Below are 15603 nucleotides of genomic sequence, written 5' to 3'. Positions count from 1 at the left end.
CCGGGCTCCCTCGGCCGCCGTAGAACTGACGCGTGGACTTCCCCCGTGCGCTCCGCGACCGTCGTACCCGCCGCCAGCTCAGCCAGCTCGACCTGGCGCTGCGGGCGGGCACCACTCAGCGGCACCTCAGCTTCATCGAGTCCGGCAGATCCCGGCCGGGCCGCACCATGGTCGTACGCCTGGCCGAGTCGCTCGAACTGCCCCTGCGGGAGCGCAACGAGCTGCTGCTGGCGGCCGGATACGCGCCCGTCTATCCGGAGAGCTCGTTCGACGACCCGGTGCTCGCGCCGGTGCGTGAGGCGATCGACCACATCCTGCGCGGGCATCTGCCCTATCCGGCGGTGGTCGTGGACCGCGGGGGTGACCTGATCGCCGCGAACAGCGCGTTCGAGCTGCTCACCGAGGGGGCCGCTGCCGAACTGGTCGGACCGGGACGGAACGTCTACCGGCTCGCGCTGCATCCGCAGGGCCTGGCGCCCCGCATCCGCAATCTCGCCGAGTGGGCGCGCCACATCCTCGCCGGCCTTGACCACTCGGCTGCTCTGCGGGACGAACTCGCCGGGTACCTGCCCGAGTTGGAGCCGTCCGCCGGGCAGCTCGGCTTCGCGGTTCCGCTCCAGCTGGATTCGTCGTACGGCGAGTTGCACCTGATGACGACGGTGACCACCTTCGCCACCGCCGTGGACGTGACGCTGTCCGAACTGAAGCTGGAGGCGTTCCTGCCGGCCGACCCGATGACGACCGAGGCCCTCATCACCGCGCACTCGGCCCGGGTGGCGGGGTAGCCCTCGACCGCCGTTCCTCGACGCCGCCCGTCTCAGGGTGCTAGGGAACATGTGGTCGGCCCTGGTCCGGCCGTCGTCGGCGTCGGGCCGCACCCAAGGTGAAACCCTCCTTCTCGACGGCCTCCCGGATCCCCGCGGGCGGCTGGAGGACATGGGTGCCGTCCTCGGCCCAGAGCCGGCAAGGCCCTGGGGGTCGATGTCGATCACAAGGATCTCCTCGGAGCCCTCGCCGGGAATGCCCCCGGAGGGTCTGTCGGCGGGCTGTAGGTCCCTGTAGGCGACCTGTCGGTGGTTTGTCGGTGGGGGCTGGCACCGTCCTCGGTATGACGCGAATCGACAAGAACCCCCAGAGCGGGGACTCCGCCGTTTCCGTGCGGGGGCTGGTCAAGCACTACGGCGAGACCAAGGCGCTGGACGGCGTCGACCTGGATGTGCGCGAGGGCACCGTGATGGGTGTGCTCGGGCCGAACGGCGCCGGCAAGACCACCCTCGTACGCATTCTGTCCACCCTCATCACCCCGGACGCCGGGCAGGCCACCGTCGCCGGTTACGACGCCGTGCGCCAGCCCCGGCAGCTGCGGCGGGTGATCGGGCTCACCGGGCAGTACGCCTCGGTGGACGAGAAGCTGCCGGGCTGGGAGAACCTGTACATGATCGGGCGGCTGCTCGACCTGCCCCGCAAGGAGGCCCGCACCCGGGCCGACGAGCTGCTTGAGCGGTTCTCGCTGACGGATGCCGCGAAGCGGCCGGCGAGCACCTACTCCGGCGGTATGCGGCGGCGGCTCGACCTCGCCGCCTCGATGATCGGGCGGCCCCAGGTGCTCTTCCTGGACGAGCCCACCACCGGTCTCGACCCCCGCACCCGCAACGAGGTGTGGGACGAGGTCAAGCGGATGGTCGGGGACGGGGTCACCGTCCTGCTGACCACCCAGTACATGGAGGAGGCCGAGCAGCTCGCCTCCGAGCTGACCGTCGTGGACCACGGCAAGGTCATCGCCGCCGGCGCCATCGAGGAGCTCAAGGCGAAGGTCGGCGGGCGCTCGCTGCGGGTACGGCCCGTGGACCCGCTGCAGCTTCAGCCGCTCGCCGGATGGATCGACGAGCTCGGCATCACCGGGCTCGCCACCTCCACCGTGGACACCGAGAGCGGCACCGTCATCGTCCCGATCCTCAGCGACGAGCAGCTGACCGCCGTGGTCGGCGCGGTCACCGCGCGCGGCGTCACCCTCTCCTCCATCACCACCGAACTGCCCAGCCTGGACGAGGTGTTCCTGTCGCTCACCGGCCACCGCGCCAGTGCCCCGCAGGACACCGTCCCCACCGACACCCGCGAGGAGGTCGCCGTATGAGCGCCGCAACCGCAACCGCCACCACCGTCGACGCCGACGCCCGGATCCCGCTGCGCGGGCACCTCCGGCACACCGGCGCCCTCGTCCGCCGCAATCTGCTGTGGATCCGGCAGGACCCGGAGTCGATGTTCGACGCGATACTGATGCCGGTCGTCTTCACCCTGCTGTTCGTCTACGTCTTCGGCGGCTCGATCGGCCAGGCCCTGGGCGGCGGGCAGGACGGATACGTCCAGTACGTCATCCCGGGCATGATCGCGATGATGAGCATGACCCTGTCCCAGGGCGTCGGCACCGGCTTCAGCCAGGACTTCAACTCCGGTGTCATGGACCGTTTCCGGTCGCTGCCGATCGGGCGCGGCTCGGTGCTGTTCGCGAAGATCTCGGTGGAACTGCTGCGGATGCTGTTCGCGACCACCGTGCTGATGATCGTCGCCGTCCTGGTCGGCTTCGACATCCACCACTGGGGCGGTCTGTTCGCGGCGGTCGGTCTGTCCGCCGTGTTCGCCTCCTCGATCATGTGGGTGTTCCTCACCCTGGGCGTGATCCTGAAGAACGCCCAGTCAGTGCAGGCGATGGGCTTCCTGGTGCTGTTCCCGCTCCAGTTCGGCTCGTCGATCTTCGCGCCGACGAACTCGATGCCGGGCTGGCTCCAGCACTTCACCGACTACAACCCGCTGTCCACGCTCGCCGACGCGGCCCGCGGACTCATGGTGGGCGGCCCGGTCGCGCACGACCTGTGGGTCACGCTCGGCTGGTCGGCGGCGATCACGGCGGTGGCGGCACCGTACGCCATCCACAAGTTCCGCACGAAGAACTGACCGGCCTGGACGCCCAGGCGTCGGTGCGCGTCACACCAGGGCGACGGCCTCCCCCGGGGAGAGGCCGTCGCCCTCCGCGTACGCCGACTCGAAGGCCGCGTCGCCGAGCACCGCGCGCAGCTGCTGCTCGGCCCGGCCCCGCACGGTGCGCTCGACGGTCGTCGGTACGTGGTCGGAGGGCAGCAGCCCGTCCCCGACCCTGAGGCAGCGGGCGCCGTCCCGGGCACGGGCACCCCCGTCGGCCCCGGCCAGGGCGATCCCGGCGGTGTGCAGGTACATGGTGCGCATGTGGGGGGCGATGGTCAGGGCCAGCGGGTCCTCGGACTTCTCCAGCGCCCGGCGGGTCAGCCGCAGACACTCCTCGTAGCAACCGTCCCAGGCCTCCAGCCAGGCCTCCGAGCCGAGGATGAAGGCGTCGAAGATGACGAAGTGGGCGATGCCGAACTGCTGCCGCAGCAGCCGGAGTTGTTCGCGCGCCTCGGGGATGCGGCCGGTCAGGCCGAGCCAGCCGGCCAGGAACATCCGGGAGGCGGGCATCGCCTCGTTGCGCGCGCCCTCCTGGTCGGCGATCACCTCGCGCAGCAGGAGTTCACCGCGCTCGGCCTCCCCCGTCTCCAGCAGCGTGCTGCCGAGGCGGGCGTTGAGCACCGACTTCTGGGCGCGGGCACCGAGCTGTTCGGCCCGCTCGATCGCCCGCTCGTAGTCGTCCGCGGCCGCCTGCCACTTGCCCTTGCGCTCGTGGGCCTCGGCGCGCGCGGAGAGCGCCTCGGCGGTTCCCCACACATCGCCGAGCCGCTCGTAGATCTCCAGCGCCTCCTCCGCGTCCTGGATGGCGTCGCCGGCCCAGTCGGAGCGGTTGGCCAGCAGGTTGGCCCGCCACTGGAGGGCGGCGGCGAGCTCCCACTCGTAGCCCGGGGTGGCCCGGCAGGTCTCGACGGTCGCCCTGATGACGTCCCGCAGCCGGTCCATGTCCCCGGTGAGCATGATGGCGAAGAACCACAGGGAGCCCGGCATCCGGCAGGTCTGTGCCATACCGGGCTCGTAGGTGGCGGCGATGGACCGCAGCTTCGCCTGCGCGTGCTGGTTCTGCCAGGCGTCCAACTCGGTGTCCATGCAGGCGAGATGGACGAGATGGGCGCCGCGCCTCGCCTCCTCCAGGACCTCGCCGGTCCATGGCGGCGGGGTGTCCGTGCAGCGCTCCCACACCGGCGCGGCGGGGCGGACCGGCTCGGTGAAGGGGTCGGGGCCGAGGCCCTGGACCTCGCGGGACCAGTTGCGGGCCTCGATGCGCAGGTCGCGCATCTGCCAGTACCAGGCCAGCGACAGGACCAGGCACAGCCCTTCCTGCTCGTCACGGTCGGCCACGGCCCGGCGCAGCGCGGTGCGCAGGTTCTCGTACTCGCGCTCCAGACGCTCGATGGCGGCGAGTTGACGCGAGCCGCGCAGCAACGGATCGGTGACGCGGGCGAGTTCGCGGTAGTACGTCAGATGCGCGCGCTCGGCGTCGGCACGGGCGCCGTCCGCCTCGTCGAGGCGCTCGCCGGCGTATTCGGCGACGGTCTCCAGGAGCCGGTAGCGCATCTCGCCGTCCCCCGAAGGAGCCGCCACCACCAGGGACTTGTCGACGAGCGAACCGAGCGCCTCCAGCGCACCGGAGCCGCAGACCGCTTCGGCGCCGGCCAGGTCGCAGCCGCCGGCGAACACCGACAGCCGCCGCAGGACGTCCCGTTCCTCCTCGTCGAGCAGGTCCCAGGACCAGTCGACGACGGCCCTGAGGGTCTGCTGGCGGGGCAGCACCGTACGGCTGCCGGAGGTGAGCAGCCGGAACCGGTCATCGAGCCGGTCGGCGATCTGGCGAGGGGTCAGCATCCGCAGCCGGGCGGCGGCGAGCTCGATTCCCAGGGGCAGCCCGTCGAGGCGACGGCAGATCTCCGCGCAGGCCGCCGCGGTCTCCTCGTCGGCGTCGACCCGGAACCCGGGCCGGGCGGCGGCGCCCCGGTCGGCGAGCAGCCGCAGCGCGACCGGCTCGGGCAGGGGCTCCACGGGACGCAGCAACTCCCCCGGCACGCCGAGGGGTTCACGACTGGTGGCCAGGATGGTCAGCCCCGGGCAGCGCTCCAGGAGCCGCTCCGCCAGCCGGGCGGCCGCGTCGACCACATGCTCGCAGTTGTCGAGGATCAGCAGCATGCTGCGCCGGCCGCAGTGCTCGGCGAGCCGCTCGACGGGCTCGTCGAGCCGCTCGCTGCCCGCGGCGCGCATCGCCTCGGCGGCACCGGCGCCGTACAGCACGGTCTCGCGGGCCCCGACGGCGGTGAGCACGGCCTCGGGCACGGCGTCCGGATCGTCGACCGGCGCGAGCTCCGCCAGCCACACCCCGTCCCGCACCACGTCCCCCACGGCCTCGGCGGCCTCCTGCGAGAGCCGCGTCTTCCCGGCCCCGCCCGGCCCGAGCAGTGTGACGAGCCGCGCGGTCGCGAGGTCGCCCCGGATGGCATCGATGTCGGCTTCCCGGCCGACGAAGGAGGTGAGCCGGGCGCGGAGGTTGCCGGCGGGTGGGGGTGCGGTCGTGGTCCCCTCCGCCACGGGGGCCTGTGCGGCCGGGGTCTGTGCCGCCGGGGTCTGCGCGGCCGGGGTCTGCGCGCGGGCGCCACCAGCGGGCCCACCCGTCCCCTGGTCCCGGCGGGACGGCTCCGGTCGCAGCAACTCCGCGTGCAGCGCCCGCAGTTCGGCCCCCGGGTCGGCTCCCAGCCGGTCCGCGAGCAGCTGCCGTACGGACTCGTAGGCGGCCAGCGCCTCCGCCGTGCGGCCCGTGTCGCGCAGGGCGCGCAGGCGGAGGCACTGGAGGGGTTCGTCGAGGGGGTGGGTGTCGCAGAGAGCGGTCAGTTCGGGGAGGGCCTGGTCGGCCTGGCCGAGGGCGAGGGCGGCGGTGTGCCGGGCGCGCAGGGCGTCCAGCCTGCGGGCCTCGGCGCGGGCCGCCTCGGCCGTGCGGTCGGGCAGATCGGCCAGCGCCGGACCCCGCCACAGGACGAGGGCATCGTCCAGGACCACGGCCGCCTTCGCGGGGTCGCCGTCGGCCAGCGCCCGCATGCCGTCACCGGCGAGCCGCTCGAAACGGTGCAGGTCGATGTCGTCCGGCGCGGCCGTCAGCCGGTAACCGCCGTCCACGGACGCCACAGCATCCGCGCCGAGCGCCCGCCGCAGCCGCCCCACCAGCGCCTGCACCGCGCCCGTCGCGTCGGCGGGCGGGTCGCCGTCCCACACCTCGTCCACCAGGAGGCTCACCGGGACGGTCCTGCCGGGCCGCAGAGCGAGCACGGTCAGCAACGCACGCAGGCGCGTTCCGCCGACCGGGACGGTCGTACCGTCGGAGCGGAGTGCTTGCGTGGTGCCGAGGATGCGATAGCGCACGGGGTCCATTGTCTCTGCCGGGGGCGGGACGGGTCACGGGGTTCCGGGAGCGGGGTGTCGGTCGGCCGGGCAGGGGTGCCGGGGCCGGGCTGGGGTGCCGGTCGACCTGCCGGGTTTGCCGGGGTTGGTCGGCCGAACGGACTGCGGGGGCCGAACGGACTGCCGAGGCCGGCCGGGGTGCCGGTTGACCTGCCGGGTTGCTCTGGGCGGGTGGGCTGACCGGACTGCCGGGGCTTGACCGGAGTACCGAGGCCGGCCGGGCTGCCGGGCTTGACCGGAGTACCGAGGCCGCCGGCCGGAATGCCGGGGCTGGTCGGTGTACCGAGGCCGGCCGGACTGCCGGAGCCGCCCGGGTTGCCGGGTCGCCAGGGCGGGTGGGCCGGCCAGGCAGCCGGGGCTGGTCGGCCGAACGGACTGCAGAGGCCGGCCGGAGTACCGAGGCCGATCGGACTGCCGGAGCCGACCGGACTGCCGGAGCCGACCGGACTGCCGGAGCCGACCGGAGTACCGGAGCCGACCGGACTGCCGGAGTCGGCCGGAGTGTCGGGGCGCGCCCGCCGGGGCCAGGCGTCCGTGCCGAGGTCCTCCCCGAGAGGCCGTCAAGAGGCCGGCCGTCGGAAGGCTCATCCCCCGCCCGGTACCTCCAGCGTGACCAGGACCCCCGCCTCGGACCGCTCACCCCCACCACCCGCGAACCACTTCGGGCACGCGTCCACCGACCGCAGCGACCGCCGCCCCGGCACCGGCTCCCAGGTCCGCGAACCCGGCTCCGTCCGGCCGTACTCCTGTGTCACGACCTGCACCCTCCGCACCTGTCCCCGCACCTCCGGCAACCGCCCCCCATGCGTCTCGACGGTGAGCAGCCCGACGAACCTGTGAGAGTCCTCCGGCACCGGCACACCTTCCGCCACCCCCACGACCAGGCCGTCCCCGTCCCGCAGCACCCGCACTGCGCCCTGCTCCACCGGTCCAGCGAGCTCGGTGAGGTGGTGGTCCCAGCCGCCACCGAGCACGTCGTCCGCGGCACGGAACAGCAGCGGCCAGCCCACCTCCTCCCCCACCGAGAAGGGCGTACCGCAACACTCCATCTGCCAGTCCGCGTAGAACACGTGCCAGAGCCCCATGTCCCCAGCCTTCCATGGAACCCCCGCCCCACCCCAAGACGTTTTCCCTGTGCCCGGTACCGTCGGGCAGTCCCACCGCGCGCGTGTCCAGTCCAGGGAGCTCCATGACCACCGCCACCACCCGCCACAGCGACCGGCGGATCAGCCCGGTCTTCATAGGCATCTGCGCCGTGACGGCGGTGACGGGCTGGGCCACCTGGACCGGCTTCGCCGAGAAGCCCGGCATCGCCGTGTTCCTGTTCGTGACCGGCGCCTGGATCGTCTCCCTGTGCCTGCACGAGTACGCGCACGCCCGCACCGCCCTGCACAGCGGCGACATCACCATCGGCGCCAAGGGCTACCTCACGCTGAACCCGCTGAAGTACACCCACGCCCTGCTCAGCATCGTGCTCCCCGTCATCTTCGTGATCATGGGCGGTATCGGCCTGCCAGGCGGCGCGGTCTTCATCGAGCGCGACCGGATCCGCGGCCGCTGGCGGCACAGCCTGATCTCGGCGGCGGGCCCCCTCACGAACGTCCTGTTCGCGATCGCCTGCACGGCCCCGTTCTGGCTGGACGCCCTCGACGGGGTCCCGCCGGAGTTCCGCTACGCGCTGGCCTTCCTCGCCCTGCTCCAGGTCTCGGCCGCGATCCTGAACTTCCTGCCGGTCCCCGGCCTGGACGGCTACGGCGTGATCGAGCCCTGGCTCTCGTACAACACCAAGCGCCAGATCGAACCGTTCGCGCCCTTCGGCCTGCTGTTCGTGTTCGCGCTGCTGTGGGTGCCGCAGGTCAACAGCGTGTTCTTCGACCTGGTCGACGCGGTCCTGCGCGGCCTCCAGGTCGACCCCTGGCAGGCCTCGTCCGGCTGGAGCCTCTACCGCTTCTGGACCTGAGCCGCCCGGCCCCGCTTGAGGTAGTACCAGCACATGTTGGAGGAGAGTCCGGCCAGCAACACCCACACGACCCCGAGCCAGCTGCCCTGCGCGAAGGAGACGACCGCAGCGGCCACGGCGAGCAGGCAGACGGCGAGGGCGTAGAGGGCGAGGCGGGGCATTTCCATGGGCTCCTGTCGGGGGGACACTGCTGTGCTTCGCCGACCAGTGTCCCCCATCGGCTCAGACGTCCGTGACCCGCAGCCCCGCGTGCGCCTTGTACCGCCGGTTCACCGAGATCAGGTTGGCGACCAGCGACTCCACCTGGTGGGCGTTGCGCAGCCGCCCCGCGAAGATGCCGCGCATACCGGGGATACGGCCGGCCAGCGCCTGCACGATCTCCACGTCGGCCCGCTCCTCGCCGAGCACCATGACGTCGGTGTCGATCTCCTCGACCTCCGGGTCCTGGAGCAGCACGGCCGACAGATGGTGGAAGGCGGCGGTGACCCGCGAGTCCGGCAACAGGGAAGCGGCCTGCTCGGCGGCGCTTCCCTCCTCCGGCTTCAGCGCGTAGGCGCCCTTCTTGTCGAAGCCGAGCGGGTTGACGCAGTCGACGACGAGCTTGCCGACGAGTTCCTCGCGCAGCGACTCCAGGGTCTTGCCGTGCCCGTCCCACGGCACGGCGACGATCACGATGTCGCTGCGGCGCGCGGTCTCGGCGTTGTCGGCGCCCTCGACCCCGTGCCCGAGTTCCTCGGCCGCGGCCTGTGCGCGGTCGGCGGCGCGTGAGCCGATGATCACCTTCTGCCCGGCGCGGGCGAGCCGGTAGGCGAGGCCCTTGCCCTGCGGCCCGGTCCCGCCGAGCACGCCGACGACGAGCCCGGAGACGTCGGGAAGGTCCCAGGGGTCCTTGGCGGGAGCCTTCTGTGCAGCACTGTCGGTAGAGGTCATGGCGCCGACTTTACGTGCGCCCCGCCCGCCTCGGCCGGTCGGGTGAGCCGCGTCACGGATACCTCCGTGGGCGATCCGCTCGCAGGGCCGTGTCCCTGACCGGTTCGGGCGAATCCGGGGCGAACGGCCGGTCAGGGAGGTCGGCTTGCGGCAGGATGCGGCCCCATGGACGCCGTACGGGTCGCGCTGCTGCGCGAAGTGCTCGCCGGGACCGAGTGGTTGGGAGCCACGCGACGCTTCGCGGGCGTGCTGCGCGGGTCGGTGGTCTCGCACGGCGGCGGACTGCTCCTGGTCGGCACGCCGGAGTACGAACCGTGGCATCTGGCGGCCCACCTGGTCGACGAGGCCGCCTGGTCGGGCACCCCGGAGCTGGCCCCCACCCTCGTACGCCACGACGCGCGTCCCTCCGACCCCGCGCATCTGTCGGTCGGGCCGGGCCGGCTCGCGGCGGCCCGGCGCGGCGAGACCCTGCTGGTGGTGTCCCCGGACCGGCCGGGCGCCCCACTTCTGGAGCAGGTCCATGACGCCCGGCGGGCCGGCGCGACGGTCCTCTCCCTCGGCCCCGGTGAGGGCGGACTGGCCGCGATGGCCCACGAGTCACTGGCCGTGCCGGAGGGCACGGACCTCGATCTGGACACCGTGCAGCACCTGGTGAGCGCGGCGGCCGGCGAGAACGCCGTCCCCACGCCCCGGGGCCGGCGGCGGTTCCGGGACCGGCTGTCGAGGCTGGCCGACCAGCTGACGGCACCCCCTCCGGCCCGCTGGTAGCCGCGGAAAAGCAGTTGCCGGACCGGGAGGCCTCCCCCGACCATGACGGCTCGTGAGCGACGACTCCCCCGAACCCCCTTCCGGCCTTCGCGCGATGCTCCCCGACCTCGCCCCCTGGCGGGCCTCCCGGGACTTCCGGCGGCTGTGGTACTCGGGGCTGATCTCGAACTTCGGCAGTTTCCTGACCTTCGTGGCCCTGCCGGTCCAGCTCAAGGACCTGACGGGCTCAGCGGCCGCGGTCGGCGCGATCGGGGCCGTGGAGCTGGTCCCGCTCCTCGTCTTCGGCCTGTACGGCGGCGCGCTCGCGGACGCCTGGGACAAGCGGAAGCTGATCGTGTGGACCGAGGTGGGGCAGGGCCTGCTGAGCGCGGCCCTGCTGCTCAACGCGCTGTTCCCGCACCCCGCCGTCTGGCCGCTGTACGTCGTCGCCGCCCTGTCCTCCGCCCTGGTCTCGGTGCAGCGGCCCGCGCTCGACTCCCTGTGGCCCCGGATCGTGGCCCACGACCACCTCCCGGCGGCGGCCTCGCTGAACTCCTTCCGCTGGACGGTGGGCGGGGTCGCGGGCCCGGCGCTGGCGGGCGTGGTGGTGGCCTACGCGGGCCTGGGCTGGGCGTACGGCGCGGACCTGCTGACCTTCGCCGTCTCCGTCGTCCTCGTCGCGCGGATCGCGTCCTCGCCGGCCTCCCACGAGGCGGCCAAGCCGTCGCTGAAGGCCATCGCGGAGGGCGCCCGGTACGCCTGGAGCCGTAAGGAACTGCTCGGCACGTACGCCGTCGACCTCGCCGCGATGTTCCTGGCGATGCCGCTGGCCCTGCTGCCGTTCCTGGCGGACGAACTGGACGCCGAGTGGTCGCTGGGCCTGATGTACGCGAGCGTCCCGTTCGGCGCGCTGCTGGTGAGCCTGATGAGCGGCTGGACGTCCCGGGTCCACCGGCACGGCCGGATGGTGGTGCTGTCGGCGGCCCTGTGGGGCGTGGCGATCGCGGCCGCCGGGGTCATGGACGACGTATGGCTGGTGCTGCTGTTCCTGACCGTGGCCGGCGGCTGCGACATGGTCAGCGGGATCTTCCGCGGGGCCATGTGGAACCAGACCATCCCGGACGAGCTGCGCGGGCGGCTCGCCGGAATCGAGCTGCTGTCGTACTCGGTGGGCCCGACCGTCGGCCAGGTCAGGGCCGGCGGTTTCGCCGCGTGGTGGGGCGTGCGGACGTCGGTGTGGTCCGGCGGCCTGCTGTGTGCGGGCGCCGTGGGCCTGCTGGCCCTGTGCCTGCCGAGCCTGATGTCGTACGACGTGCGCACCGACGAGCACGCGACGCGGCTGCGCAAGCAACGCGAGGCAGCCGCGCCGACCCCCATGGAGGCGTGATCAGCTGTCCTCGCTGCTCGCGGGGGCGTCGTGCCACTTGGGGTCGTTCTCCCACTCGAGGTTGCGCTCGCGGGCCGTCTCCATCGCCTGCTCGGCCTCCTTACGGCTCGCGTAGGGCCCGAAGCGGTCCTTGGCCGGGCACTCGGGCCCTTCCTCGACCTTCTTGTGCTCCAGGCAGTAGTACCACTCGCCGGGCTTGCCGACCGCACGCTTCTTGAACAACGGCATGACCTGCTCCTCTCGCCAACGTCATGTTCCCCCATAGCCGCTGGATAGACTCGTCCGCATGTCTGGCCAGTCGCTGCTCGTGCCCGGGGAGCTGTCCCCCATCCGTTCCGTGCCCGGAAACATCCGGCGCCCCGAGTACGTCGGCAAGCCCGCGCCGACGCCGTACACGGGTCCGGAGGTGCAGACCCCGGAGACGATCGAGGCGATGCGGATCGCCGGCCGTATCGCGGCGCGGGCGATGGCGGAGGCCGCGAAGCTGATCGCTCCCGGGGTGACCACCGACGAACTCGACAAGGTGGCGCACGAGTACATGTGCGACCACGGCGCCTACCCGTCGACGCTCGGTTACCGGGGTTTCCCGAAGTCGCTGTGCACGAGCCTCAACGAGGTGATCTGCCACGGCATTCCGGACTCCACCGTGCTCCGGGACGGCGACATCATCAACCTCGACGTGACGGCGTACATCGGCGGGGTGCACGGCGACAACAACGCGACGTACCTGGTGGGTGACGTCGACGAGGAGAGCCGTCTGCTGGTCGAGCGGACCCGGGAGTCCCTGAACCGTGCGATCAAGGCCGTCAAGCCGGGCCGCCAGATCAACATCATCGGCCGTGTGATCGAGTCGTACGCCAAGCGCTTCGGCTACGGAGTCGTCCGGGACTTCACGGGTCACGGCATCAACTCCTCCTTCCACAGCGGGCTGATCATCCCGCACTACGACAGCCCGCACGCGACGACGGTCATCCAGCCCGGCATGACGTTCACCATCGAGCCGATGCTGACGCTCGGGACGCACGAGTACGACATGTGGGACGACGGCTGGACGGTCGTCACGAAGGACCGCAGGCGGACGGCGCAGTTCGAGCACACGCTGGTGGTGACGGAGACGGGGGCGGAGGTCCTGACGCTGCCGTAGCCCGTCCTGGACCCGTCCCCTGGGGGGACGGGTCGGAGACCTCGACGTTCATGAGCGACCTGCTCGGCGGCACGGCCTTCATCCGGCCCGAGTTGTTCCGGCTGTGGGCGCCGGAGCGGGACCGGTCGGACCGGGTGCGGGCCTGTGCGCTGTCCTGGCCGGCCGGTTACGTCGCGCGTCACTGCACGCGGGTCGTGGCGGAGTGCGTTCCCGCTGTCCGCGTGAGGCTCAGCGCTCCAGGAAGACCCGCCCTCCCACCTCGACCCATCCCCCGGGCTGCGGGGCCGTGAGGATCTGGGAACCGGCGCCCTGGACGATGTTCAGGGCTCGCCCCAGTTCGGCGGTGAGCTGGAGAGCGGCGGCACCGGTGGCCTCGTCCTCCTCGACACCGTCACCCCGGCCGGGAAAGCCGCGGGCCCTGATCCGTCCGGCGGCCTCGTCCTCCCAGGCCCAGGCGTAGATCCACGCCCCCGGCGCCGGGACGGCCAGATCGTCCACCTCGGCGGCGGTGCCGTACTGCCGGAAGGTCCGGGGCGCCGCCCACTCGGCCCGCGCCTCGATCCAGCTGAACTCCCCGTCGAGCCGGGTGCCGACGACCCCGGCGGGCGTGACGAGTTCGGGCACGTCGAGCAGCCAGGCGGCCCCGACACACGGGTATCCGGCGAAGGCCAGCCGTGCGGAGGGCGTGTAGATGTCGATGACGCCCCGCTCGGGATCGTCGACGAACACGGTCTCGCTGAACCCGAGTTTCGCGGCGAACGCCTGTCGCTCGTCCCGGTCCGGCATCACGGACCCCTCGCGCACGACCCCCAGCTCATTGCCGTAGCCGCCGTTCGGCGCACAGAAGACGCGCAGCACGTCGTAGTCAGTCACGGGGGAATTCAAGCATCCGGGGAGGAGCGCCGTAGTACTGGCAGTGCCGGGGCTGGGCGGGGGGCGGGCGGGGCACACCCCCCTGCTGCCGGACGCCAGGAAAGGGCACCGACCCAGAGACGCTGCCGTCGGGACGCGACACAGCCGGGCGGGGCAGGGCACACCCCCTGCCGCGAGCCACCAGGAAAGGGCGCACACCGGAGACGCGGCGGTCCAGGCGCGACACCTTCGGCGAGCCGATCGAGCCGGGGCACACCCCCTCCCGCGGACCGCCAGGAAAGGGCACCCACCGGAGACGCCGTGGGCCAGGCGCGACACGGTCGGCAAGCGGATCGAGCCGGGGCACTCCCCTCCTGCAGACCTCCCGGGAAGGGCACCCACCCGGAGACGCCGCCCTTCGGGACACGACACGGCCGGCGAACCGGGCGACGCAGCGCAAGCCCCTGCAGACCTCCCGGAAAGGGCGCACACCCGAGACGCGGCGGTCCAGGCGCGACACGGTCGGCAAGCCGATCGAGCCGGGGCACACCCCCTCCCGCGGACCGCCAGGAAAGGGCACCCACCCGGAGACGCTGCCCTCGGGACGGGACACGGCCGGCGAGCCGGGCGGGGCACGGCACATCCCCTGCTGCGGACCTCCCGAAAGGGCGCACACCGGTGACGCGGTGGTTTGGGTGCGGCACGGTGCTGGGCTCGTCGGCGCTTTCGCGCGCCGGGGGGCGATTCTGTGCGCCGGTTGTGTCGACGGCGAGGGCCCGGCGGGGGAGATCGTCGTCGGTGACCGGTCTCGCAGGCTCATGACCAGCGGGGCGAGGTGCTTTCGTGCCACCGTACGGCGCCCCGGCCACGCCCCCTGAGCAAAAGCTTTGACCGTCCCTTGACCTTCCCTTGGTGTCTGTTTTGAGCCACCTCGCGGTATCACTCAGGTAAGCCTCAGATAAGTTAGGTCAGCCTCACCAAACATGTGACACCCGTCACGTGATGTTCACGTCAGCACCAGGAGCCCGCATGCGCGCCGCCAGACTGTCCGTCGTCACCGCCACCGCCGTGGCGGCACTGACCGCCGTCGCGGGGTGCACGGAGAAGGGAAGCTCCGGCGACAGCGACCGCGTGATCGACGTGACCGCCACGGACAGCAAGTGCGAGGTCTCCAAGAAGGAGTTCCCGGCCGGCCACGTGGAACTCGCGATCGAGAACAAGGGCTCCAAGGTCACCGAGGTCTACGTCCTGTTCCCGGACGACCGGATCGTCACCGAGCGGGAGAACATCGGCCCGGGCACCAAGCAGAAGGTCACCGCCGAGGTGAAGGCCGGCGCCTACACGATCGCCTGCAAGCCCGGCATGAAGGGCGACGGCATCCGCCAGGAGGTCAAGGCGACCGGCGGAAGCGTGGCCAAGCGCGACCCGCGCCTCGACTCGGCCGTCGCCGCGTACCGCAAGTACGCGCAGGAGCAGGCCGACGCGACCCTGCCGCTGGCGAAGACCTTCGCCGCCGCGGTCAAGGCCGGTGACCTGGAGGCGGCCAAGAAGGCCTACGCCCCCTCCCGGATCGGCTGGGAGCGCACCGAGCCGGTGGCGGAGTCGTTCGGTGACATCGACCCGAAGGTCGACGTGCGGGCCGACGGGCTGGAGGGCGGGCAGAAGTGGACCGGCTGGCACCGGCTCGAGAAGTCCCTCTGGCAGGACAAGAAGATCACCGCCGAGGACAAGACCCTCGCCGACCAGCTGATCACCGACCTCACCGACTGGCAGAAGCGCGTCGGCAAGGCGGACATCACCCCGACCTCCATGGCCAACGGCGCAAAGGAACTCCTCGACGAGGTCGCCACCGGCAAGGTCACCGGCGAGGAGGAGCGCTATTCGCACACCGACCTCGTCGACTTCAAGGCCAATGTCGAGGGCGCCGAGAAGTCGTACGAGCTGCTGAAGCCGGTCGCCAAGGAGAACAACGCGGCCCTGGTCACCGAGCTCGACAAGCAGTTCGCGGCGATCGACACGCTGCTGGACAAGTACCGCGCGGACAAGTCGTCGTACGACTTCACCTCGTACGACAAGGTCGGCGACGCCGATCGCAAGCAGCTGTCGGACGGTGTGAACGCGCTCGCGGAGCCGCTGTCCAAGCTCGCCGCCGCCGTCGTCACCAAGTCCGCCTGAGGCCGGGGC

The 15603-nt window shown here is 72.2% G+C and carries 14 protein-coding genes; 8 read left to right on the top strand and 6 right to left on the bottom strand.

Features of this window, described 5'->3' with window-relative positions; translation table 11 throughout:
• The first annotated feature begins 32 nt into the window (after window positions 1-32).
• The 3 genes from D1369_RS29275 to D1369_RS29260 all read left to right on the top strand — a co-directional run bounded on the left by D1369_RS29275 (window position 33) and on the right by D1369_RS29260 (window position 2952).
• The gene (locus D1369_RS29275; RefSeq protein ID WP_007381583.1) at window positions 33-785 is read left to right on the top strand and encodes a helix-turn-helix transcriptional regulator; all 753 of its coding nucleotides are present in this window, start codon (window positions 33-35) and stop codon (window positions 783-785) included.
• 323 nt (window positions 786-1108) lie between these two features.
• Complete coding sequence (locus D1369_RS29265) at window positions 1109-2134, top strand: ATP-binding cassette domain-containing protein (protein WP_037899767.1); 1026 nt, start codon at window positions 1109-1111, stop codon at window positions 2132-2134.
• Entirely contained in the window at window positions 2131-2952 is an 822-nt protein-coding gene (locus D1369_RS29260; protein ID WP_007381586.1) for an ABC transporter permease, read from the top strand. The genes D1369_RS29265 and D1369_RS29260 overlap by 4 nt, the downstream gene beginning before the upstream one ends.
• A 30-nt stretch (window positions 2953-2982) precedes the next feature.
• Here the strand turns inward: D1369_RS29260 and D1369_RS29255 are convergent, their stop codons facing one another.
• Window positions 2983-6369: a BTAD domain-containing putative transcriptional regulator gene (locus D1369_RS29255; RefSeq protein WP_118082691.1), complete on the bottom strand. Its 3387-nt coding sequence runs from the start codon at window positions 6367-6369 to the stop codon at window positions 2983-2985.
• A gap of 614 nt (window positions 6370-6983) precedes the next feature.
• Window positions 6984-7484 (bottom strand): DUF6578 domain-containing protein, encoded by a 501-nt coding sequence (locus D1369_RS29250; protein ID WP_037899769.1) that lies wholly within the window; start codon window positions 7482-7484, stop codon window positions 6984-6986.
• A gap of 104 nt (window positions 7485-7588) precedes the next feature.
• Here D1369_RS29250 and D1369_RS29245 point away from each other — a divergent pair, with 104 nt between their 5' ends.
• The gene (locus D1369_RS29245) at window positions 7589-8359 is read left to right on the top strand and encodes a site-2 protease family protein (protein WP_037899770.1); all 771 of its coding nucleotides are present in this window, start codon (window positions 7589-7591) and stop codon (window positions 8357-8359) included.
• Here D1369_RS29245 and D1369_RS29240 read toward each other — a convergent pair.
• Window positions 8341-8526 carry a hypothetical protein gene (locus tag D1369_RS29240; protein ID WP_237557616.1) on the bottom strand — a complete coding sequence of 62 codons (186 nt, stop codon included), beginning with the start codon at window positions 8524-8526 and terminating at the stop codon, window positions 8341-8343. The two genes, D1369_RS29245 and D1369_RS29240, sit on opposite strands and share 19 nt — an antisense overlap.
• A gap of 55 nt (window positions 8527-8581) precedes the next feature.
• Window positions 8582-9289, bottom strand: coding sequence for an NADPH-dependent F420 reductase (gene npdG / locus D1369_RS29235; protein ID WP_007381591.1), 708 nt, complete (start codon window positions 9287-9289; stop codon window positions 8582-8584).
• A gap of 165 nt (window positions 9290-9454) precedes the next feature.
• Here npdG and D1369_RS29230 point away from each other — a divergent pair, with 165 nt between their 5' ends.
• Window positions 9455-10057 carry a hypothetical protein gene (locus D1369_RS29230; RefSeq protein ID WP_007381592.1) on the top strand — a complete coding sequence of 201 codons (603 nt, stop codon included), beginning with the start codon at window positions 9455-9457 and terminating at the stop codon, window positions 10055-10057.
• Between the two features lie 94 nt (window positions 10058-10151).
• Entirely contained in the window at window positions 10152-11423 is a 1272-nt protein-coding gene (locus D1369_RS29225) for an MFS transporter (RefSeq protein WP_037899774.1), read from the top strand.
• Here D1369_RS29225 and D1369_RS29220 read toward each other — a convergent pair whose 3' ends face one another.
• Complete coding sequence (locus D1369_RS29220) at window positions 11424-11651, bottom strand: hypothetical protein (RefSeq protein ID WP_007381594.1); 228 nt, start codon at window positions 11649-11651, stop codon at window positions 11424-11426.
• Between the two features lie 58 nt (window positions 11652-11709).
• Here D1369_RS29220 and map point away from each other — a divergent pair, with 58 nt between their 5' ends.
• The gene (gene map / locus D1369_RS29215) at window positions 11710-12567 is read left to right on the top strand and encodes a type I methionyl aminopeptidase (RefSeq protein WP_007381595.1); all 858 of its coding nucleotides are present in this window, start codon (window positions 11710-11712) and stop codon (window positions 12565-12567) included.
• Window positions 12568-12795: 228 nt separating this feature from the next.
• Here the strand turns inward: map and D1369_RS29210 are convergent, their stop codons facing one another.
• Window positions 12796-13440, bottom strand: a complete 645-nt coding sequence (locus D1369_RS29210; RefSeq protein WP_007381596.1) for a PhzF family phenazine biosynthesis protein — start codon at window positions 13438-13440, stop codon at window positions 12796-12798.
• Between the two features lie 1008 nt (window positions 13441-14448).
• On the opposite strand from D1369_RS29210, the gene efeO reads away from it, so the two are divergent.
• A complete protein-coding gene (efeO, locus tag D1369_RS29205; RefSeq protein ID WP_007381598.1) occupies window positions 14449-15594 on the top strand; it encodes an iron uptake system protein EfeO in 1146 nt (381 codons plus the stop codon).
• Window positions 15595-15603: the final 9 nt, after the last annotated feature.

The organism is Streptomyces sp. CC0208, assembly GCF_003443735.1.
Taxonomy (GTDB): Bacteria; Actinomycetota; Actinomycetes; order Streptomycetales; family Streptomycetaceae; genus Streptomyces; species Streptomyces sviceus.
The sequence above is the reverse complement of the archived record's forward strand: the minus strand, read 5'-3'. Positions and strand labels throughout refer to the sequence as shown.